The organism is Amycolatopsis sp. NPDC049253, from assembly GCF_040678995.1.
Classification (GTDB): domain Bacteria; phylum Actinomycetota; class Actinomycetes; order Mycobacteriales; family Pseudonocardiaceae; genus Amycolatopsis.
The window spans coordinates 315,941-334,989 of sequence record NZ_JBFAQX010000001.1; the positions used below are offsets into that span (position 1 = coordinate 315,941).

At 68.9% G+C, this 19,049-nt stretch carries 18 protein-coding genes; 7 read left to right on the forward strand and 11 right to left on the reverse strand.

The window, feature by feature from the left end:
• Positions 1 to 4: 4 nt before the first annotated feature.
• The 4 genes from AB0K15_RS01620 to AB0K15_RS01635 all read right to left on the reverse strand — a co-directional run bounded on the left by AB0K15_RS01620 (position 5) and on the right by AB0K15_RS01635 (position 4,246).
• A complete protein-coding gene (locus tag AB0K15_RS01620; protein WP_364044193.1) occupies positions 5 to 211 on the reverse strand; it encodes a recombination activating protein 1 in 207 nt (68 codons plus the stop codon).
• 152 nt (positions 212 to 363) lie between these two features.
• A complete protein-coding gene (locus AB0K15_RS01625) occupies positions 364 to 2,043 on the reverse strand; it encodes a PQQ-dependent dehydrogenase, methanol/ethanol family (protein WP_364044195.1) in 1,680 nt (559 codons plus the stop codon).
• A 16-nt stretch (positions 2,044 to 2,059) separates the two neighbouring features.
• The gene (locus AB0K15_RS01630) at positions 2,060 to 2,515 is read right to left on the reverse strand and encodes an MSMEG_3727 family PQQ-associated protein (RefSeq protein ID WP_364044198.1); all 456 of its coding nucleotides are present in this window, start codon (positions 2,513 to 2,515) and stop codon (positions 2,060 to 2,062) included.
• Between the two features lie 336 nt (positions 2,516 to 2,851).
• On the reverse strand, positions 2,852 to 4,246 hold the full coding sequence (locus AB0K15_RS01635) for a LytTR family transcriptional regulator DNA-binding domain-containing protein (protein ID WP_364044201.1): 1,395 nt from the start codon (positions 4,244 to 4,246) through the stop codon (positions 2,852 to 2,854).
• A gap of 669 nt (positions 4,247 to 4,915) precedes the next feature.
• Between AB0K15_RS01635 and AB0K15_RS01640 the strand changes: the two genes are divergently transcribed.
• Positions 4,916 to 6,355: a LytTR family transcriptional regulator DNA-binding domain-containing protein gene (locus AB0K15_RS01640; RefSeq protein WP_364044204.1), complete on the forward strand. Its 1,440-nt coding sequence runs from the start codon at positions 4,916 to 4,918 to the stop codon at positions 6,353 to 6,355.
• 25 nt (positions 6,356 to 6,380) lie between these two features.
• Here the strand turns inward: AB0K15_RS01640 and rpe are convergent, their stop codons facing one another.
• Entirely contained in the window at positions 6,381 to 7,076 is a 696-nt protein-coding gene (gene rpe, locus AB0K15_RS01645) for a ribulose-phosphate 3-epimerase (protein WP_364044207.1), read from the reverse strand.
• 180 nt (positions 7,077 to 7,256) lie between these two features.
• Between rpe and hxlA the strand changes: the two genes are divergently transcribed.
• The 5 genes from hxlA (at position 7,257) to AB0K15_RS01670 (ending at position 13,206) form a co-directional block, all read left to right on the forward strand.
• Positions 7,257 to 7,886 (forward strand): 3-hexulose-6-phosphate synthase, encoded by a 630-nt coding sequence (hxlA, locus tag AB0K15_RS01650; RefSeq protein WP_364044210.1) that lies wholly within the window; start codon positions 7,257 to 7,259, stop codon positions 7,884 to 7,886.
• A 119-nt stretch (positions 7,887 to 8,005) separates the two neighbouring features.
• A complete protein-coding gene (tkt, locus tag AB0K15_RS01655) occupies positions 8,006 to 10,135 on the forward strand; it encodes a transketolase (protein WP_364044213.1) in 2,130 nt (709 codons plus the stop codon).
• Between the two features lie 37 nt (positions 10,136 to 10,172).
• Positions 10,173 to 10,760: a 6-phospho-3-hexuloisomerase gene (gene hxlB, locus AB0K15_RS01660; RefSeq protein WP_364044216.1), complete on the forward strand. Its 588-nt coding sequence runs from the start codon at positions 10,173 to 10,175 to the stop codon at positions 10,758 to 10,760.
• A gap of 61 nt (positions 10,761 to 10,821) precedes the next feature.
• On the forward strand, positions 10,822 to 11,790 hold the full coding sequence (glpX, locus tag AB0K15_RS01665) for a class II fructose-bisphosphatase (RefSeq protein ID WP_364044219.1): 969 nt from the start codon (positions 10,822 to 10,824) through the stop codon (positions 11,788 to 11,790).
• Positions 11,791 to 11,823: 33 nt separating this feature from the next.
• Positions 11,824 to 13,206, forward strand: a complete 1,383-nt coding sequence (locus tag AB0K15_RS01670) for an ATP-dependent 6-phosphofructokinase (protein ID WP_364044222.1) — start codon at positions 11,824 to 11,826, stop codon at positions 13,204 to 13,206.
• 55 nt (positions 13,207 to 13,261) lie between these two features.
• On the opposite strand, the gene AB0K15_RS01675 is transcribed toward AB0K15_RS01670, so the two are convergent.
• From AB0K15_RS01675 to AB0K15_RS01700, 6 genes are all read right to left on the reverse strand, one after another.
• A complete protein-coding gene (locus AB0K15_RS01675; protein WP_364044225.1) occupies positions 13,262 to 13,972 on the reverse strand; it encodes a flavin reductase family protein in 711 nt (236 codons plus the stop codon).
• Positions 13,973 to 14,815 carry an MBL fold metallo-hydrolase gene (locus tag AB0K15_RS01680; RefSeq protein WP_364044228.1) on the reverse strand — a complete coding sequence of 281 codons (843 nt, stop codon included), beginning with the start codon at positions 14,813 to 14,815 and terminating at the stop codon, positions 13,973 to 13,975. It abuts the gene before it with no gap.
• Between the two features lie 325 nt (positions 14,816 to 15,140).
• Positions 15,141 to 15,719 (reverse strand): hypothetical protein, encoded by a 579-nt coding sequence (locus AB0K15_RS01685; protein WP_364044231.1) that lies wholly within the window; start codon positions 15,717 to 15,719, stop codon positions 15,141 to 15,143.
• Between the two features lie 65 nt (positions 15,720 to 15,784).
• Entirely contained in the window at positions 15,785 to 16,321 is a 537-nt protein-coding gene (locus tag AB0K15_RS01690; protein WP_364044234.1) for a sigma-70 family RNA polymerase sigma factor, read from the reverse strand.
• Between the two features lie 74 nt (positions 16,322 to 16,395).
• The gene (tsaA, locus tag AB0K15_RS01695; RefSeq protein WP_364044237.1) at positions 16,396 to 16,803 is read right to left on the reverse strand and encodes a tRNA (N6-threonylcarbamoyladenosine(37)-N6)-methyltransferase TrmO; all 408 of its coding nucleotides are present in this window, start codon (positions 16,801 to 16,803) and stop codon (positions 16,396 to 16,398) included.
• Positions 16,804 to 16,952: 149 nt separating this feature from the next.
• Positions 16,953 to 17,963, reverse strand: coding sequence for a carbon-nitrogen hydrolase family protein (locus tag AB0K15_RS01700; RefSeq protein WP_364044240.1), 1,011 nt, complete (start codon positions 17,961 to 17,963; stop codon positions 16,953 to 16,955).
• A gap of 154 nt (positions 17,964 to 18,117) precedes the next feature.
• Here AB0K15_RS01700 and AB0K15_RS01705 point away from each other — a divergent pair, with 154 nt between their 5' ends.
• Positions 18,118 to 19,047, forward strand: a complete 930-nt coding sequence (locus AB0K15_RS01705) for a helix-turn-helix domain-containing protein (protein WP_364044243.1) — start codon at positions 18,118 to 18,120, stop codon at positions 19,045 to 19,047.
• Positions 19,048 to 19,049: the final 2 nt, after the last annotated feature.

Sequence of the window (19,049 nt, forward strand, 5' to 3'; positions counted from 1 at the left end):
TTGCTCAGCCGCGGTACTTGTGCACGTCGCAAACGCAGTACATGAGCCGGCAGGTGAAGCACGCCGGCCTGTCGACGCACGCGATGCACGGCCCGCAGTGCACCGGCTCGGTGTGCCGCGCGAGATCGCCCGACTCGTAGGAATCCCCGCAGTTGAAGCACGGCAGACGCTCGATCTCCTCGTCCTGCCTGGTTGACGACGACTGGCTCATCGGATCGCCTTTCGTTGTGTGCCCATCACCGAGGCGTTTTCCCGGCAACGCAAAGGAACCCGTCCGGTGATCGAGGAGCCTCGATCACCGGACGGGTGGACGGGGGACCGTCGGGAAGTCACCCCGGGTCTCGCATCAGCGGCGCTTTCCGGTCACAGGGAGAACGTGATCAGCGCGGCACCGTGACCCTGGCCGGACATGCCGGGGACGATGCCTTCGAGCCAGCCACCCCAGCCGACCGGCACCGAGATGTACTGCTTGCCGTCGAGGGACCAGGTCGACGGGCTGCTGTGGTGCCCGCTGCCGCACTGGAAGCTCCAGAGCTTCTCGCCGGTCTCGGCGTGCAGCGCCATGAACTCGCCCGCCGGCGTGCCGGCGAACACCAGGTTGCCCTCGGTGCTCAGGGTCGAGGCGGCCATCGGGAAGGGGAGCCGGTAGCGCCACTTCTCTTCACCGTGGGAGTCGAACGCGCTGACCGACCCGGCCATGTTGTCGACGTCGACCTCGACGGCGGCACCCCAGTAGGGCATGCCTTCCTTGAACTCACGGCGACGGCGGGTGGCCGTGGCACCCACGTCGGCGACCGGAACGTAGAACAGGTCGTGGTTCGGGTTGTACGAGGCGTGCGTCCACTCCTTGGCGCCGGCGGGGCCGGGGTAGAAGTGGCAGGGCTCGCCTTCCTTGTCCGGGTACTTGCGCGGGGTCACCTTGCCGTCGCGGGTGATGACGCCCCAGTCGATCCGGTCGACGAACGGCGTCACGTGCTGCAGCTCGCCGTTGGTGCGGTCCAGGACGAACATGTACCCGTTCTTGTCGAAGTGGGCCAGCAGCTTCTTGCCGTCCCGCTCGAACAGGGTCATCTCCATCGTGGAGTCGTAGTCCCACAGGTCGTGCGGCGTGAACTGGTAGTGCCACTTGATCTCGCCTGTGTCGACGTCCAGCGCGACCACGCTGTCGGTGTAGAGGTTGTCCCCTTCACGGACCTCGCCGTCGAAGTCGGGAGCCGGGTTGCCGGTGCCCGCGTAGTACAGGTTCAGGTCGGGGTCGAACGTTCCGGTGACCCAGTGGTTCGCACCGCCGCGCTGCCAGGCCTCGCCGTCGGCGGGCCAGGTCTCCGAGCCAGGCTCACCCGGCTTCGGCACGGTGTAGGTGCGCCAGCGCCGCTCGCCGGTCTCCAGGTCCCAGCAGTCGATGTGCCCGCGGACGCCGTACTCGCCACCGGCGGAACCCGTGATGAGCGTGTCCTTGATGACCAGCGGAGCGATGGAAGCGCTCTCTCCCGCGCGCACGTCGCCGATGGTCTTCTGCCAGACCTTCTGACCGGTGGTGGCGTCGAGCGCCACCAGCTGGGCGTTCTGGGTCACCATGTAGACCTTGCCGTTGGCCACCGCGCAGCCGCGGTTGACGTTGGCGCAGCACAGGGTCACGTCGATCGGAATCGCGTGCTTGTAGCGCCACAGCTGCTCGCCGGTCCTGGCGTCGAGCGCCCACAGCCAGCCGTCCCAGCCGGTGACGAACATGACGCCGTCGATCATCAGCGGGCTGGCCTCGAAGGCGTAGGTCGACGTGGAGGCGATCATGCCCGTCGCACTCGCCTGGTGGATCCAGGCGACCTTGAGGTTCTTGACGTTGTCGACGTTGATCTGGTCGAGCAGGCTGTGCCGTTGGCCGTCGTAGGCGCCGTAGTACGTGAGCCAGTTCTGGGATTCGTTGCGCGCGTCGAGGATGCGCTCGTAGTTGACGCCGCGGGTCACGTCGGGCGCGCTGTGCGGCAGGTTGGAGAGCTTGTTGTGGTTGAACGCCTTGCCGGCGTCGATGTATTCGAGGGTCATGGTGAGTCCTGCCCTTCTACGGCCGCGGCTGGGCGGGTCGGTCGAGCTTGGCTTCCGGGGGCACCTCACCGGACACGACGATGGCGCCCTGCAGACCCCGGCCCTCGTCGTTGCCGGCCGGCGAGCCGTACCAGTAGCAGCCGGGACCGTCCAGCTCGAGGGTCGCGGTGCCCTTCGAGTGGTTCAGCAGGCCGATGAACTGCCTGTCGCCGTTGCTGGGCAGCAGGCAGGCGTGGGTGTTCTTGTCGTCGTTGATGATGGTCAGCTCGAGGATGCCGCCGTGCGGCATGATCAGGACCCCCGGCTCCCACGCCATCGCGTCCTCCGGGATCCGGATGGTCCCCTCCATCGTCCCGTCGGGACGCTCGGTCGCCTTGGCGATCGAACCGGTCCCGAGCACGGCACCGATGGTCGCCTTGTTCTGTCCGCTGAGCTCGGCCAGGAGATCTTCACGATCCTGAGTAGCCGTCATCGGACGTCACCTCCTCGTCAGCAAAAATGAAACTTCTGACAGATTTCGCGGAACACATCACTTGCGCGAATTCGCGTACTTTCTCGAGTGCCGCACCACAACTGCTGCTCGGCGCGGCGGTCACAGACGTTGGCCGGGCTTGAATTCCGCTTCGGCCCGAGAGCTGATTTCCTACCCTGTAACGAGATTGAACTCTACCGCCGCGCAAGAGGTTCCGATATGCGTTGCCACAGATCGGCCAGACTCCGCCGTTCTCCTGACGAGAGGTACCGTTCGTGCACTGCGCCAACGGTCTTCTGCGGCAAGGGAAAACCCGTCAGACCACGACCGGGGCCATCAGATCTCCAGCGCCCGGCGCACCGCGGGGGTGTTCCGCCGGGAAACCGGCACCATCGTTTTCGCCTGGTCGTCCATGACGAGGAACAACTCGCCCTTGTACCGGCGCTCGACTTCCCTGATGCGGCTGAGGTTCACCACGTACTGGCGGTGTACGCGCAGGAAACCGGAATCGCCGAGCTCGGTCTCGAGCTTGTCGAGGCCCGGCGAGGCGGAACGCAACCGCCCCTGGTCGGTGGACAGCCACACGTCACTGCCGTCCGATTGTGCGAACGAGACCTCGGGGAGCCGCAGCAGGACCATGCGGTTCTCGCGAGTCGCGATCATTCGGTGCGGTTGCGCGCGAAGCGGGTTGTCGCCGCCGGCCCGGGGCAACGGATCGCCTTCGGACACCCCGAACGAGACCAGGGTGCCGACCAGGTGCCCGGACAGGAACACCGGCCGGATGCTGATCGGGGTCGGTTCGCTGGAGAGCCGGGTGAAGATCTGCGTCGAGCCGACCCAGTCCCGGTTGCGGGCGGCCTGCTTGGCGGCGTACTTGGTGGCCTGGATGAACTCCGGCAGCTCCGGCTTCCACCGCACCGCGGGATCGGGCGCCGGCGTGGAGCCCGGGATGCCGAGGAGCACGCCCGCCGTGTCGTCGGCGAGCACCACCCGGCCCGCGGGGTCCACGGCCGCCAGTGCCGCGACCGGGCGTGACCGGGCGTGGTTGAAGGCGGCCATCAGTTCGGCCCCGTCGTCCTGGGCGCGCTTGCGCAGGATGCGCTGCGTCATCGTGGCGGCATTGCCGAGCCAGGTACCCGTCCCCGCGGGAGGCTCACCGCGCCAGCACGAGATGTTGAGAACCGCGACGGGTTCCCTGGTCACGACGTCGCGGACCGCCACGCCCGCGCAGGTCCAGTCGTGGAAGGCCTGGCACCAGTGCTCCGCGCCGCGGATCAGCACGGGGGTGTAGGACATCAGCGCGGTACCCATGCCGTTCGTGCCGGTGGCACCCTCGGCCCAGCAGAACCACGGCGCCAGGTTGGCGTCGGCGGCCACGCTGCGTGTCGCCTGGTCACCCCATTGGGCCAAGACCCGGCCGGAGGCGTCGGTGATGGTCACGATGCCGCCGCCGCTGCTGACCTCGCGGGCGAGCGAGGCGGCGCGAAAGCCGAGCTCGGCGATCACGACGTCGTGCTCCAGCGCGTGGTCGACCTCGGCGACGGCCACGGGGGCTTCGGTGAGGTACGGGTCGACCCGGTACTGGTCGCGGCAGCGCTGCCAGGAAATCGCTATCTCTGGCCGCACACCACGCAGGTCGTCCTCGCCTCGCACGAACCGCTCCCACGCCCCGTGTACCGTGGCGTCGCCGCAGCTGCGCGAGGTCTGGTCGAGTCGGCGTACGTGTGTCATCTGAGACCGCCTTTGGTCTGGTGCCGCCCCGGACGGCACCCCAGCGCTGGGGTGCCGATGACCGCGCGGGTGCCACCCGACGGATCGGGTCGCACCGCGTCGCTTCGCCGCCGACGCACGCTAAACTCTTCCCCGATTCGAGGGCAAGCAGAGTGTGCTGACGGTGGACGGATGCCGTACGAACGGTCGCCCGGCGGGGATTACCGGTAACCATCCGCCCATCAACGGTCGCGGTGTTCGGGCTCCGATGATCGTGATTCACGAGCGGGACAAGATCGTTTGCGGTCCACCGCCGCTTGGTTGACGGTGTTTTGCGTTGGGGCTTTCCCCAGTCTCCCTCGGTGACCAGGACGGCGAGCGGCTTTTCCCCGTTGACCAGGGAAAACCTGGGTGTCCCGCCCGGCCGTATCGGCCTATTGATGTTGTACCGCAAGGTGTTTTGGCCGTCGTGGAAGCTGCCCGTTTTGGCGGGTGTTCGGTCGAATCTATCGTTGAACCGGCGGTGTCGAGTAGGGAGTGTTATGTCTACAGCTATGTGGCTGAACGACGTGAACCTGTCTTGAAATGCTTGCGACACCGAGTTAGTTTGTAACCTCCGTCACTGCCCGGTGGTCCCCTGGGAGGGGTCCCGGCGTGCCTGGCGACAAGGAGGTCGCGATGACCGGGAGAGTGCCGCCGCTGACGATCGCGCCGAGCAGGCCGAGCGGTCGTGCCGCCGTGGCGGATGGCGCCTTGGTGACCACATCGTCAGCGCGAGAAGTCGCTCGCGCGTGGGAAAGCTTTGCCGCGGGCGAGGACATCGAAACAGGGGTCCGACCCGAGATCCTCGCTTCGTGGTACCGGTGCCGTGATCGGTACGAGGTGGACCGGAGGTTGGACGTCGCTCCGGGAGCGCTGGGTGACGACTCTCCGCGAATCGACAACGGCGTGATCTTCACGGCGCTCGGCGGTCTCGGTGCGCTGGCCGGCCAGGAAGTGGAACAGGATGGCGCCGTCGTCACCGTCACGGACGGGGACGGGCGTGTCCTGGGGGCCTGGGGCGACCCCTCCGCACTGCGGCGGGCCGAGTTGCACAACCTCGCTCCGTGGTCGTCGTGGTCGGAGGAGTGCACCGGCACGAACGGGATGGGAACCTCGTTCGAGGTGTCTGGCCCGGTCACGGTGACCGGGCCGGAGCATTGGTGCGAAGCGTTCCATCAATGGGCCTGCGCGGGCATTTCGATCCGCGACGTGGTGACCGGGGTGCCGGTCGCGTCGATCAACATCTCGCGGTGGAACGCCTCGTTGTCCAAGCTCGTGCCGTCGTGGCTGACGAAAGCCGTCACGTGCGTCGAGCAGGAGATCTACCGGCGCGCCGTCTACGAGGCGGACAAGGTGATCGCGGAGTTCAACAAGAAGTGCGCGCAGGCCAGCGGTCCCTTCATGGCGATGGACCGGGGCGGAAACGTGATCACCGCCAACGCGGCGGCCGTCGCGTTGCTCGGGCTGGCCGGCGAAACCCCCATCGTCTCAGGGGCGATCGAGCCGGCGGAACGGTGGATGCCGGATATCTCAGGACTTCCTGAGGTGGTTCGGTGGGCCAAGGAGCGGGCACAGGGCAGTACACAATGGAGCGGTTACGCGTACCTGCCGGTGAGCCCGGGCGAGGACGCGACTCCGTTGACCATGCGGCCCGTGGTCGACTCGAACCACGTGGTGGGCATGCTGTGCGTGTTCGGGGTGCAAGAAGGCGAGCCGTATGAGAGCACTGCGGAATCGGATGTCGGCCCGCTGCCTCGGCGCGTGATCGGGATGCGCAACGATCGGCTGGTCCTGCTCGCCCCGTCGGAGATCCGTTACGCCGAGGCCGACCGCAACATCGTCTGGCTGGTCACGGAACGGGGAAGGATCCAGGCGGCGACCCGTGGCCTGGAAAACGTCGAGCGGTTGCTGACGCCCTACGGGTTCAGCCGGGTGCACCGGCGTTTTCTGGTCAACCTTCGCCGGGTGGCGGAACTGGAGCGGGGCATCAAGGGTGAGCTCTTCCTGATCATGGATTCCCGCTCCCACGAGTTCGTGCCCGTTTCGCGGCGCCACGCGCCGGAGCTCCGGCGCCTGCTCGGCGTCTGAGCGAAACCGGGCCGCTCGAGGAGAATCACGGTCGCGCGCGGGCCGAAACGGCCTCCGCCCGCGCGCGCAACCCCGCCACGGCGTGTGCCGGATCGTCGGCGGCGTAGACGGCCGAGCCGGCCACGAAGCAGTCGACTCCGGCCTCGGCCGCCTGCTCGATCGTGTCGGCGTTGATGCCGCCGTCGATCTCCACGACGAGGTTCAGGTGGCCGGTGTCGACCATCCTGCGCGCCTTGCGCACCTTGTCGAGCACGTCGGCGATGAACTTCTGCCCGCCGAACCCGGGTTCCACGGACATGACCAGCAGGGTGTCGTAGTGCTTGAGCACGTCGACGTAGGGCTCCAGGGGTGTGTTCGGCTTGATCGCCAACCCCGCCTTCGATCCCGCTGCGCGCAGGTCCTTCGCGAGCTTGACCGGGTCGTCCGCGGCCTCGACGTGCACGGTCACGTTGTAGGAACCCGCTTCCGCGTAACCGATGGCCCAGTGATCCGGGTTCTCGATCATCAGGTGGCAGTCCAAGGGTAGGTCCGTGGTGGCCAGCAGCGACTGCACGACCGGCAGGCCCAGGGTCAGGTTCGGCACGAAGTGCGCGTCCATCACGTCCACGTGCAGCCAATCTGCTCCGCGCCCGGGTTTTCCTTGCACGGCAGCCACTTCGTCGGCGAGCCGGGCGAAGTCGGCGGACAGGATGGACGGTGCGATCAAGGGCTGGTTCGACACGTCGCCAAGCGTAAAGCCGCAGGGGATGGTGAGTGGGTATTTGTTGTGCGCATGGGGGATTGTGTTTTTGCATGTCGTGGGGTGTTGCCGGTTTTCGGGTGGGTGGGCAACTGTTGTGGGAGTTGTTTACCGGTCCGTCGGTCGGCGGGTTGTTCCGTCGTGGGTGATGAGGAGTCTGTTGTGCGGTTGCAGGTGGCGTTGGATGTGTTGGATCTGCCGGCGGCGTTGACGTTGGCGAATCAGGTGGCTGAGCACGTGAATATTCTGGAGTTGGGGACGCCGTTGGTGAAGGCGGCGGGGATCGGCGCGGTGAGCGCGATCAAGGCGGCTCATCCGGACAAGCTGGTGTTCGTGGACTTGAAGACCGCGGACGCGGGTGAGCTGGAGGCGGCGCTCGCGTTCGAGGCCGGCGCGGACCTGGTGACGGTGATGGGTGCGGCCGATGACGACACCGTCCGCGGTGCGGTCGCGGCCGGGCGCAAGTACGGCAAGCAGGTCGTCGCGGACATGATCACCGTGGTCGAGGGCCGGGTCGCGCGGATCCGGGAGGTCTCGAAGCTGGGCGTGTCCTTTGTGGAGATCCACGCCGGTCTGGACGAGCAGGCCCGGCCCGGCTACAGCATCGACACGCTGCTCGAAGACGGCCGCGAGGCCGGGGTGCCGTTCTCCATCGCGGGCGGGATCAAGATCGAGACCATCGGCGCGGTGCGGGACGCCGGCGCGACCGTCGCCGTCGCGGGGGGTGCGATCTACAACGCCGCCGACCCCGGCGCCGCCGCGAAGGAACTCAAAAAGCGCGCCACCGCCTGACCGAACTCACTCGCTGTGTGCCGGGCATCGGCTCGGCACACAGCGAAAAATAGCCCCGACATCACCTTTTCGAATTTGGCCTGAATGTGCCGAGTGAGAATTATCAGGAGTGCGCGTCCATGGCAGCAAACGGATCGATCTCCCGTTCCCGTGCGATCGAATCAGCCGAAGAGCTTGTTCGCTTGACCACCAAACGACTCCCCGAAGACTGGTCCGAGCTGGACCGGCGCGCGGTGGACACCGCCCGCGTGCTGGCGGCGGACGCGGTCGAGCACTGCGGGAGCGGGCACCCCGGCACGGCCATGAGTCTCGCGCCCGTCGCCTATGCGCTGTTCCAGCGGGTCATGCGGCACGACCCCGCCGACGCGCGGTGGCTCGGCCGGGACCGGTTCGTGCTGTCGGCCGGGCACTCGAGCCTCACTCTGTACATCCAGCTGTTCCTCTCCGGCTACGGCCTGGAGCTCGACGACCTGAAGGCCCTGCGCAAGTGGGGTTCGCTGACCCCGGGCCACCCCGAGTACGGGCACACCAAGGGCGTGGAGACCACCACCGGCCCGCTGGGCCAGGGCCTGGCCAACGCGGTCGGGATGGCCATGGCCGCCCGGCGAGAGCGGGGCCTGTTCGACGCGGACGCCGAGCCGGGCAAGAGCCCGTTCGACCACCAGGTCTACGTGATCGCCTCGGACGGTGACATCGAGGAGGGGGTCACCTCGGAGGCTTCGTCGCTGGCCGGAACGCAGCAGCTCGGCAACCTCACGGTGATCTACGACAGCAACGAGATCTCCATCGAGGACGACACCCGCATCGCGTTGTCCGAGGACACCGCCAAGCGTTACGAGTCCTACGGCTGGCACGTACTCACGGTCCACGGCGGGGAGGACGTGGCGGGGTTCCTGGCCGCGATCGAGCAGGCGAAGGCCGAGACCACCCGCCCCACCTTGATCGTGCTGCGCACCGTGATCGGGTACCCGGCCCCGACCAAGATGAACACCGGCAAGGCGCACGGTGCCGCGCTCGGCGCGGACGAGCTCGCCGCGGTCAAGCGCGCCGTGGGCCTGGACCCGAAGCAGAGTTTCCAGGTCGACGACGACGTGTTGCGCCACACCCGCGAGGTGGCCGAGCGCGGCCGGGCCGACCACGAGAAGTGGCAGCTCGAGTTCGACGCCTGGGCGAAGGGCAACCCGGAGCGCAAGGCGCTGCTCGACCGCATCAGCAGGCGCGCGCTGCCGGCCGGCTGGGCCGACGACCTGCCCACCTGGCAGCCCGACGCCAAGGGCGTCGCCACGCGCAAGGCGTCGGCCGCGGTGCTGGCCAAGCTCGGCGCGGTGCTGCCGGAGCTCTGGGGCGGGTCGGCGGATCTGGCCGAAAGCAACAACACCACGATCAAGGGCGCGGACTCCTTCGGCCCGGTCGAGATCTCCACCAACGCCTGGCAGGCCAATCCCTACGGCCGCACGCTGCACTTCGGCATCCGCGAGCACGCGATGGGTTCCATCCTCAACGGCATCGCGCTGCACGGCGGAACCCGCCCGTACGGTGGCACGTTCCTCATCTTCAGCGACTACATGCGCCCGGCGGTGCGCCTGGCCGCGCTGATGCGGCTGCCGGTCATCTACGTGTGGACGCACGACTCGATCGGTCTGGGTGAGGACGGTCCGACGCACCAGCCGGTCGAGCAGCTGGCGTCCCTGCGCGCCATCCCCGGGATGGCGGTGGTCCGCCCGGCCGACGCGAACGAGACCGCGTACGCCTGGAAGGCCGTGCTGGAGGACACCTCCGGTCCGGCCGGGCTGGCGCTCAGCCGCCAGGACCTGCCGACGCTGGAGGGCACGTCCGCCCAGGGGGTGGCCCGCGGCGGTTACGTCCTGGCCGAGGCGTCTTCGGGCCGGCCGGAGGTGCTGCTCGTCGGCACTGGGTCCGAGGTCCAGCTGGCCGTGGCGGCCAGGGAGGTGCTGGAGGCCGACGGAGTGCCCACCCGGGTCGTGTCGATGCCGTGCGTGGAGTGGTTCGACCGGCAGGACCGGTCGTACCGGGACAAGGTGCTGCCCCCGTCGGTGCGTGCGCGAGTGGTCGTCGAAGCGGGTACGGCGCAACCGTGGCACCGGTTCGCCGGCGACGCGGGAGAAATCGTCTCGCTGGAGCATTTCGGCGCTTCGGCCGACTTCAAGACCCTGTTCAGCCAGTTCGGCATCACCACCGAGGCCGTGGTCGAAGCGGCCCGGCGGAGCGTGCGAGCCGCGCGGCCGTGAATTCGTTGTCCTACTTGAGTTGTGGAGGAAGATCTCGGTGACGCACTCGATTTCGAAGAAGCTCGACGCCGGCCTGTTCGAGGACGCAACGCGTGCTGTCATCGGCGAAGTCGACCGGGTGAGCGGGGCGGTGCAATCCCCGTCCTGGATCCGGGCCGGCGCGTTGTTGCTCAAGGCTCCGGCCGTGTTCACGATCGGCACCGGGCGCAGCGGGCTCGCCCTGCAGATGGCCGCGATGCGGTTCATGCACCTCGGACTCCCCACCCACGTCGTCGGCGAGGTGACCGCGCCGGCGATCGGGGCGCGCGACGTCCTCGTGGCGGCGTCGGGCTCGGGGACGACGGCGCGCGTGGTGCGGGCCGCCCAGACCGCCCGTGACCAGGGCGCGGACGTGATCGCGCTGACCACGGCGGCGGAGTCGCCGCTGGCCAAGACCGCGACCGAAGTGCTCATCATCCCGGCCGCGGACAAGCAGGACTTCGACGGGGGCGCCTCGGTGCAGTACGCCGGCAGCCTGTTCGAACAGTCCGTGCTGCTCACCACCGACGCGTTGTTCCACACGCTGTGGAAGACCAGCGGGAGCCAGGCCCGCGAACTGTGGCGGCTGCACGCGAATCTCGAGTGACCGCAACGCAGGTGCCGCGATCTCACTGTCCTGATGCTACAGACGAGAAGAGGAGTTCCAGATGCAGTGTCAGAGTGAGGTCGAAGCGCGGACCTGCGTTGATATCCACACTTTGGAGGCGGCGGCGCTGGCCGCCACCTCCCGTGCCGCGGTGGCCAGCTACGCCTGGGTGGGCCGGCACGACCAGAAAGCCGCCGACGCGGCCGCGACCGCGGCCATGCGTGCGGCTCTGGCCGACGCGCCCGGGCGCGGGACCGTGGTCATCGGGGAGGGCGAAAAGGACGACGCCCCCATGCTGTTCAACGGTGAGGTCGTGGGCAACGGCCACGGCCCGGACTTCGACATCGCCGTCGATCCCCTTGAGGGAACGTCGTTCTGCGCGAAGGACCTGCCCGGCGCGCTGGCCACGATCGCGTTCGGCGAACCGGGCACGCTGTGGTCACCCGGGCCCGGGTTCTACATGGACAAGATCGTGGTGCCCGCCGCGGCGAAGGACGTCATCGATCTCGACGATCCCGCCGAGGTGACCTTGGCCAACGTCGCCAAGGCACTCGGCAAGCAGGTCGGCGAGCTGCGCGTGGTCATCATGGACAAGCCGCGGCACAAAGACCTGATCGCGCGGGTGGTGCGGGCCGGGGCGGCCGTGCAGACGCCGGCGGGCGGCGACGTCGGGGGAAGCCTCGCGGTGCTCCTGCCGACGCTCGATGTCGACCTGCTCATCGGCGTCGGCGGCACACCCGAGGGCGTGCTGACCGCCGCGGCGGTGCGGGCGCTGGGCGGCGGGATGCTGGGCCGGCTGGCTCCCCAGCGCGCCGAGGAAGCGGACGCCGTCCGCGCCGCCGGCATGTCGCTCGACCGCGTTTACGAGTGTGCCGAGCTCGTCACCGGCGACGCGTTTTTCGTCGCCACTGGCGTGAATGGCGGGCCGCTGGTCGGGCGCCCGCGGAAGGGTGACGGGACGACCATCACCGAATCGCTCCTCATTTCCCGGGGCCAGGTTCGCCACGTGACACACACCAACTTCGACTGACCTCCCGTCGACCGTCAAGATCAAGGAGACACGGTGACGTTGCATCTGGACGACCTCAGCGTTCGCCGCCTCGGCGAGTGCCGTTACGACTCGCCGTTCTCCGAGATGCTCTCCACCAAGCAGACCTCTCCGCACTACGTCGCGGAAGGCGACCGGGTCCTGCTCGAAGACACCGTTTCCATGCTCGCCGAGCACAGCCTCCCGCCCGGCGAGGTGCCGAGCTTCGAAGCCGCCGGTCCTCGGCGGAAGATCTATTTCGACCCCGGGCGCGTGACGGCCGGCATCGTCACCTGCGGGGGGTTGTGCCCCGGGCTCAACAACGTCATCCGCGGTCTCGTGCAAGAACTCGCGGTGCACTACAAGGTCAAGCGCATCCTGGGTTTCCGCAACGGTCTGCAGGGCCTGACGGAACAGCACCGCTACGACACCGTCGAGCTGACGCCTGACCGTGTTCGCGACATCCACAACGCCGGCGGCACCATCCTGGGCAGCTCGCGCGGCGGCCAGGACGCCGACGAAATGGTCGACAGCCTCGTCCTGCGCGGAGTCGACATCATGTTCGTCATCGGCGGCGACGGCGGGATGCGCGCGGCGACGTTCCTCAGCAAGGCGATCCGGGCGCGTGGCCTGGACATCGCGGTCATCGGGGTGCCGAAGACCATCGACAACGACCTGCCCTTCACCGACCAGTCCTTCGGGTTCCAGAGCGCGTTCGCGCGGGCCACCGACTTCATCTCCGCGGTGTCCGTCGAGGCCGCGGCCAGCCCGAACGGCGTCGGCATCGTGAAGCTGATGGGCCGGCACTCGGGTTTTATCGCCAGCTACGCCGCGTTGTCCGCCAACGCCGCGGACATCGTCCTGATCCCCGAGATCCCCTTCGCCCTCGGCGGAGCGGACGGCCTGCTGGCCCACGTCGAGCAGCGCGTGAGAGCCAAGGGTTTTGTCGTGATCGTCCTCGCCGAAGGCGCGGGCCAGGACCTCCTCGAAGAACACGGCCTGCCTCAGCTCAACGGCCGCGGCACCGACGCCTCGGGCAACATCAAGCTCGGCAACATCGGGGAGCTGCTCAAGGAGCGCATCACCGCACACCTCCTGTCCGTCGGCCTGCCCCCCACGATGCGCTACATCGACCCGAGCTACGCGGTCCGCAGCATCGCCGCCAACGCCTACGACGCCGTCTACTGCCTGCGACTGGCCCACGCCGCGGTGCACGCCGCCATGGCCGGCCACACCGAAGCCGCCGTCGCCCGCTGGCGGCGCCGCTTCGTACACGTCCCCCTGTCCCTGATGACCAGCCGCCGCAACCAAGTCGACCCCGACGGCGACCTGTGGATGTCGGTCCTCGAAACCACGTGCCAACCGGCCGAGTTCGGCCCGGCACCGGACCGGGGCCGGGTGCGGTCGGGGTTCTGCTGACACTTCGGGGTGGACCGCAGTGACACCTCGACCGCTCCCTGCCGCCGCTGAAACGTCAGTCCTGCACGGACCCGGAAGCCGACCACGTGGGGGAGTCCACCGCGGAGTATTCCTCGCCCTGGCCGTCGAGGCGGCGCATGCGGCCGGAGGCGCGTTCGGTGAGGACGGTGGGGTCCAGCGGGGGTACGAAGGTGTTGTCCACCACGGTGTATTCGGCGGCGAGACGGCCGATCGGGGCGAGGCCGCCGAAGTCGATGCGCCCGTTCACGTACACGTCGTCGCGGACGTAGAAGTTGACGACTTCGCCCCAGACGATGTGGTGGAGGCCGTCGGGGGCGGAGAGGATTCGGTCCACTTTGCACTCCAGTGCGACGGGCGCGTCCTTGATGCGTGGCGGTTTCACGAGGGCCGAGGCGACCTTTTCGACGCCTACCGCGTCGAACTCGTCGACGTCGGGCTCGAACTCGAAGGCGGTGCGGTGCAGGGCGAAGGCCTGGGGCAGCGTGGCCATGTTGGTGACGAACTCACCGGTGTCGCGGATGTTGACGAAGCTGTCCTTGAGGGTGACGCCGTCGGATTTCGGCTGCATGGTCAGGGAAACCTTCGGCGGTTTGCGGCCGACGCAGGTGAAGAACGACACGGGTGCGAGGTTGCCGACGCCGGACGTCGACTCCGTGCTGATCCACGCGATGGGGCGCGGGATGACGCTGCCGATGAGCAGCTTGTACGCGGACTTCGCGTCCAGGCCGGCGGATTCGATGTTCATTCATGTCCCCAACAGTGCAACGGCGCCGTACCAGACGGGGCCCGGGTTGAGCCGGTCCGGGTTGAGGCGCAGGATTTCGTCGTAGAACTCACGGGCGGTCGGTTTGCCGTCCAGCAGGCGGATCACGTCGAGCAGGTAGTCGCGCGTCCGGTCGATGGTGATCGGGTCGTCGGACAGGGCCTTGTTCTTGTGGCCGGCGACGACGGCGCGCGGCCGCAACGCGGCGATCCGATCGAGCGCCCGCAGCCATTCCTGCAGGCCGCCTGAACCGCCTTCGAGGATGTACTGGTGGATTCCGTTGTAGACGGTGTCGCCGGCGACGACGAGGCCGAGGTCCGGCACGTGCAGCACTGAGGTGGCGTCGGTGTCGGTGTGGCCGACGTCCACCGCCCGCAGGACGTGGCCTTCCAGCAGGAAACCGTCGTCGGGGATCGGCTGTGCCAGCACGGGGGACGGCGGGATGCGGCCGGGGAAGTCCAGGTCCCACATCTGCGCGCGGCCTTCGGTGGCCTGCTGGTGCATCACGCCGATCGTGCCGGGAGTCGCCCAGACTTCGGCGCCGGGAAACTGCTTGAGCAGCTCGGCGGTGCCGAACCAGTGGTCGCCGTGGCCGTGGGTGGCGAAGACGTGGCGCAGGCGCTTGCCGCTGGCCGCGACCCAGTCGGCGACCTCACGGATCTGGAAGTCGAGGAAGGGCGGATCCACGAGCACGGCGTCGTCGTCGCCGGTGATGAGCGTGGTGGACACCGGCGAGGAGATGATCGGCTCGCCCGTCGGGAGCGTCTGGCCGCGTTCGCGTCTCGCGCCGGCGGTGACCAGGACGTCGTAGGACAGGGTGGTCATGGGCTTGCCCTTTCGACATAGTCATAGGTTGTTAACCTCTGTCTGATGACAGTATGCGACGAGGGCAGCCGGTTGTTGTAGTTGAGTGATGTAGATAACTGGGCGACAGATGGAAAGAAGATAACTGGGTTTAGCTATGTTGATTGACTGGCTCCGACTGGGCCGCACGAGCGGGGTGGTTCGGGGCCAGTAGCGCGGGCGGGGCCGTGGCGGCGCCGGTTGTGGCAGGTCTGCCGCCCGGCGTGCCGCGGCAGCGCGCGGCCCGCCGGCACTCGGGACGGCGCGGCCGAGTGCCGGAGTTGCTTGTGTCGCATGAGAATGCCGGTCAGACCCCCGTCCTGACGAACTCGTGGCCCGACATGTCCTCCAGGGTCACCGCGGCGATCTCCGACGCGGGCATGCTCGCGGAGCCGTACAGGTCGGCCTCCTCGTCGGTGGCCGAGGCCGAGAACTGCCAGCCGCCGGTGAGTTGGCGGGTGCCGTCCTTGCCGAGGACGACCAGGCGGCACTGGGTGCCGTCCGGGAGGCCGCGGACGTGGGCTTCCACGCGGACCCAGCCGCGGGCCGGGGTGACGGCGGCGGAGAGATGGGTGGGGCCGGCGGAGCCGGTGAGCAGCACGGGGTCGGCCCTGGGCGCGACGGCCAGGTCCGGGTCGGGGGCCGCGGCCGGGAGCAGGGGCGGCGCGGTGGCGGTGTGGCCGAGCAGCGCGCCGAGGCCGAGCGCGGCGGCCGCCACGGCCACGGCGGCCGTGGCGGCCAGCGTTCTGCCGCGCCGGCGCGCGCCCGACGCTTCGGAGCGCACCTGCCGGAGCGTGCGTTGCAGCAGCAGGTCCGCGTCGTCGGGCGGGCCGTCGAGGAGCAGTTCGGGCGGGATCGCCTCGAGGAACTCCTGCAGCTCGCGCACTGATTCCACCTCCTTCCGGCAGTGCTCGCAGGTCAGCGCATGGGTGGGGTCGAGGGGGTCGTGGTTCACGCGGCACCCACCGGCTGCGGGCCGCCGAACGATTCGCGCAGCAGGCGCAGGGCGCGGTGGGAGCGGGACTTCACCGTGCCCGCCGGGATGCCCAGGTGCGCCGCCGCTTCCGGCACCGTGTGACCGCGCAGGTACACCTGCTCCAGCACCTCGCGGTGTTCGGGCGACAGGCCGTCGAGCGCCTCGCGCACCACGATCGAGGCGACCACCGCCGATGAGTGGTCACGCGCGATCGGCACCGTCGTCGGCGACTCGGCGACCTCCGTGGGCCGGGCGGCGCGCGCCCGGACCTTGTCGACGACGAGGTTGCGCACCACCGTGAGCAGCCACGCCCGCACGGAACCCTTGCCGTTGACCAGGCTGTCCGGGTTGCGCCACGCGCGGACCAGCGCCTCCTGCACCACGTCCTCCGCCGCCGCGCGGTCGCCGAGCAGCCGCGTGGCGTAGGCGAGCATCGCCTTGCCGTGTTCGGCGAACAACGTCCGCACGAGTGCCTCGTCGGCCACCTGCCGGCGGGCTCGCATCCCGGTCATCCGTCACCACCCTCTCGTCCGATGCTCTGAAAACGGACGCCGACCAGGGGGCGGTTCACCGATCGCGAAGATTTCTACCCGTCGTCCGGAGAACGCACCGGCTTGAGGTCCACCACGGGGGTGCCGTCGACCGCTTCGAGGTGCGAGACGAGCACGCGCAACCCGTCGACCTCGACGATCTCGACGCGATGCAGCCCGATCGGATTCGGCCGCGCGGGCGAGCGCGTGCTGAACACCCCGGCCATCGCGCGCGTCGGATCGCTACGGGGGCGCACGGACAGCACCGAGCGGTCGGCCAGGTGCAGCCAGGTGAACACGAGCACCTGCTGTCCGGCTCGCAGATCACGCAGGCCTTCGGCGAACGACGGCGAAAACACCAGCCACGCCGAAGGCGCGCCTTCATCAGGTTGTTTCGGCGCCCCGTCGAGGTCCGTCAACGAAGTTTCGACGTGGGCGATGGGCTGGAGCTCGAACGAGGTCATGCCTGCAGAAGCTACCGCCGCCAGCCGACAGCAACCGGACACGAAGCCGAAATGGACCAAGGTTGTCCACAACACGCGAACGGCTGTGGACAACCTTGGGGGCCCAGCGGCGACAGGGGATGAACGGCCACCGCCGGGGGACGAACCGGTCAGACAGCCGCCGGCTCGGCGGGGATCTCCTCGATCTGCTCAGGCGCCGGCCGCGCCTCCTCCACCGGACGACGCGGGGTGCGGTTCAGCAGCAGCCGCGTCACGTCGGGCCGCGAGTAGTGCCCGACCGGGTCCGCCGCCGCCTTCGCGAGCGGGATCGCCGAAAGATCGATGTCGGCGTACAGAATTCCTTCCTCGTCCTCCGCCAGCGGCTCGGCGAGCGGGCTGCCGTCCGGGCCGAAGATGCGTGCGAACCCGCCGCCCCGCTGCAGCAGCTGCTCCTTCATCGGGGTGTCGCAGAACAGCTCCATCCCGGCGTCGCCCACGAGCGCGCACGGAGCGATCACGAAACACTGCCCCTCCACCGCGTACATGCGCGAAGCCGACGTGTTCACCTCCGCCCCGAGCGCGTACGCCGCTCCCTTGTAGACGGAGAAGCTCGGCCACGAAGCCACGTGCACCTGCTCGTCCATGCCGTACATCGCGTACTTCGTCAGCGGCTGCAGGTGCTCCCAGCAGCACAGCGCGCCGACCCGGCCGATGCCGGCGACGTCGTGCACCACCAGGTCGGAGCCGTCGCCCTCGCCGTACACCGTGCGCTCCACGAACGTCGGCTTCAGCTTGCGGCGGGCGCCGACCAGCTCGCCGTCGGCGGAGATCGTCGCCTGCGCCATGTACAGGCTGCCGCCCGACTGCTCGGAAAAGCCCATCACCACGTTGATGCCGTGCTGCTTCGCGCCATCGAGCAGGCGCTGGAAGCGCGGGCTGTCGAGGCTGATCGAGTTCTCGTGGTAGCGGCCCACGAACTGCATGCCCCACGCGGGCGAGTCGAGCCACAGCCACCACGGGTACCCCGGGACGAACGTCTCCGGGAAGGTGATCAAACCGGCGCCGTTGCGCGAGGCCTCGGCCATGAGTGCGATCGACTTGTCGATGGTCGCGTCGGCGTCCAGCCACACCGGCTCCGCCTGCACGGCCGCTGCCTTGAAAGAGCCCGAGTAGGTGATCACGCGCTGTCCTTCCCTTTCGCCTGCCTGTCCGGCCGAAGGTAGGAGCACCCGAACCCCGTGGCTTGCCTCACAGTGCACCGGGGGTTGACGCAGAGCGCACGGCTGGTGTGTCGCGCCCGGATCAGCGCATACTTGCTGCTCAGGTGGTGGTGCGATGAGCATGGTGCTGACAACCGACACGCAGCCGGAGGCCGAACGCGTGGCCTTCTGGCACGAGGTCGTGTGCCGTTCGTTCGTGCCGCTGAACGTCGCCACTCCCGATGCCGAAGCGTTCTCCGGCTCCGTCGCCAACGACCGCCTCGGCCGCCTCCAGCTCTCCACCGTGCACGCCGCCGCGCAGCGCGTCCGCCGGACTCCGCGGCTCGTGGCGGAGGCGGGTGACGAGTTCGTGCTCCTCGGTTTGCAGACGCTCGGCCCCGGCGTGGTCACGCAGGACGGCCGCCGCGCCGTGATCCGCCCCGGTGACCTGGTGTTCTACGACGCCGCGCGCCCCTATGAGCTGTGGTTCCCCGGCGAGTTCGAGATGAAGGTCTTCATGGTGCCGCGCCGGTTCCTCGGCGTCGCCGACGCGGACCTGCACCGCGTCACGGCCACCACGCTGCGTCCCGACGCCGGCGTGCCCGCGCTCGCTTCGCCGTTCCTGGCGCGCCTGACCGTGGCCGAAGGGCCCGCGGGCGAACGGCTGGCCGCGTCGGCGTTGAACCTGCTCGAATCGTTGGTCCTCGACGGCGCCGAGACGCCCGAGCCGACGCTCCTGCTGCGGATCCGCACCTTCATCGCCGACCACCTCGGCGAGCCCGACCTGTCGCCGGCGACGATCGCGGCCGCGCACCGGATTTCCGTGCGCTACCTGCACAAGCTCTTCTCGGCCGACGGCGTGTCCGTCGTGCGCTGGATCCAGCAGCAACGGCTGGCCGAATCGCGCCGCGACCTGGGCCGCACCAGCGCGACGGTCGCCGCGATCGCCCACCGCTGGGGCTTCTCGGACGCGGCGCACTTCAGCCGTTCGTTCAAGGCGGCCTACGGGGTTTCACCCCGGGAGTGGCGGATCGCTTCCGCTCCCGGCCGGGGCGGCGCAGACTGAGC

Bases quoted from the DNA above. Each gene is read 5' to 3' on its own strand.
- AB0K15_RS01705 (WP_364044243.1), top strand. From the start codon at position 18,118: ATGAGCATGGTGCTGACAACCGACACGCAGCCGGAGGCCGAACGCGTG.
- AB0K15_RS01635 (WP_364044201.1), bottom strand. From the start codon at position 4,246: ATGACACACGTACGCCGACTCGACCAGACCTCGCGCAGCTGCGGCGAC.
- AB0K15_RS01625 (WP_364044195.1), bottom strand. From the start codon at position 2,043: ATGACCCTCGAATACATCGACGCCGGCAAGGCGTTCAACCACAACAAG.
- tsaA (WP_364044237.1), bottom strand. From the start codon at position 16,803: ATGACCTCGTTCGAGCTCCAGCCCATCGCCCACGTCGAAACTTCGTTG.
- tkt (WP_364044213.1), top strand. From the start codon at position 8,006: ATGGCAGCAAACGGATCGATCTCCCGTTCCCGTGCGATCGAATCAGCC.
- AB0K15_RS01680 (WP_364044228.1), bottom strand. From the start codon at position 14,815: ATGACCACCCTGTCCTACGACGTCCTGGTCACCGCCGGCGCGAGACGC.
- AB0K15_RS01690 (WP_364044234.1), bottom strand. From the start codon at position 16,321: ATGACCGGGATGCGAGCCCGCCGGCAGGTGGCCGACGAGGCACTCGTG.
- AB0K15_RS01630 (WP_364044198.1), bottom strand. From the start codon at position 2,515: ATGACGGCTACTCAGGATCGTGAAGATCTCCTGGCCGAGCTCAGCGGA.
- glpX (WP_364044219.1), top strand. From the start codon at position 10,822: ATGCAGTGTCAGAGTGAGGTCGAAGCGCGGACCTGCGTTGATATCCAC.
- AB0K15_RS01620 (WP_364044193.1), bottom strand. From the start codon at position 211: ATGAGCCAGTCGTCGTCAACCAGGCAGGACGAGGAGATCGAGCGTCTG.
- AB0K15_RS01675 (WP_364044225.1), bottom strand. From the start codon at position 13,972: ATGAACATCGAATCCGCCGGCCTGGACGCGAAGTCCGCGTACAAGCTG.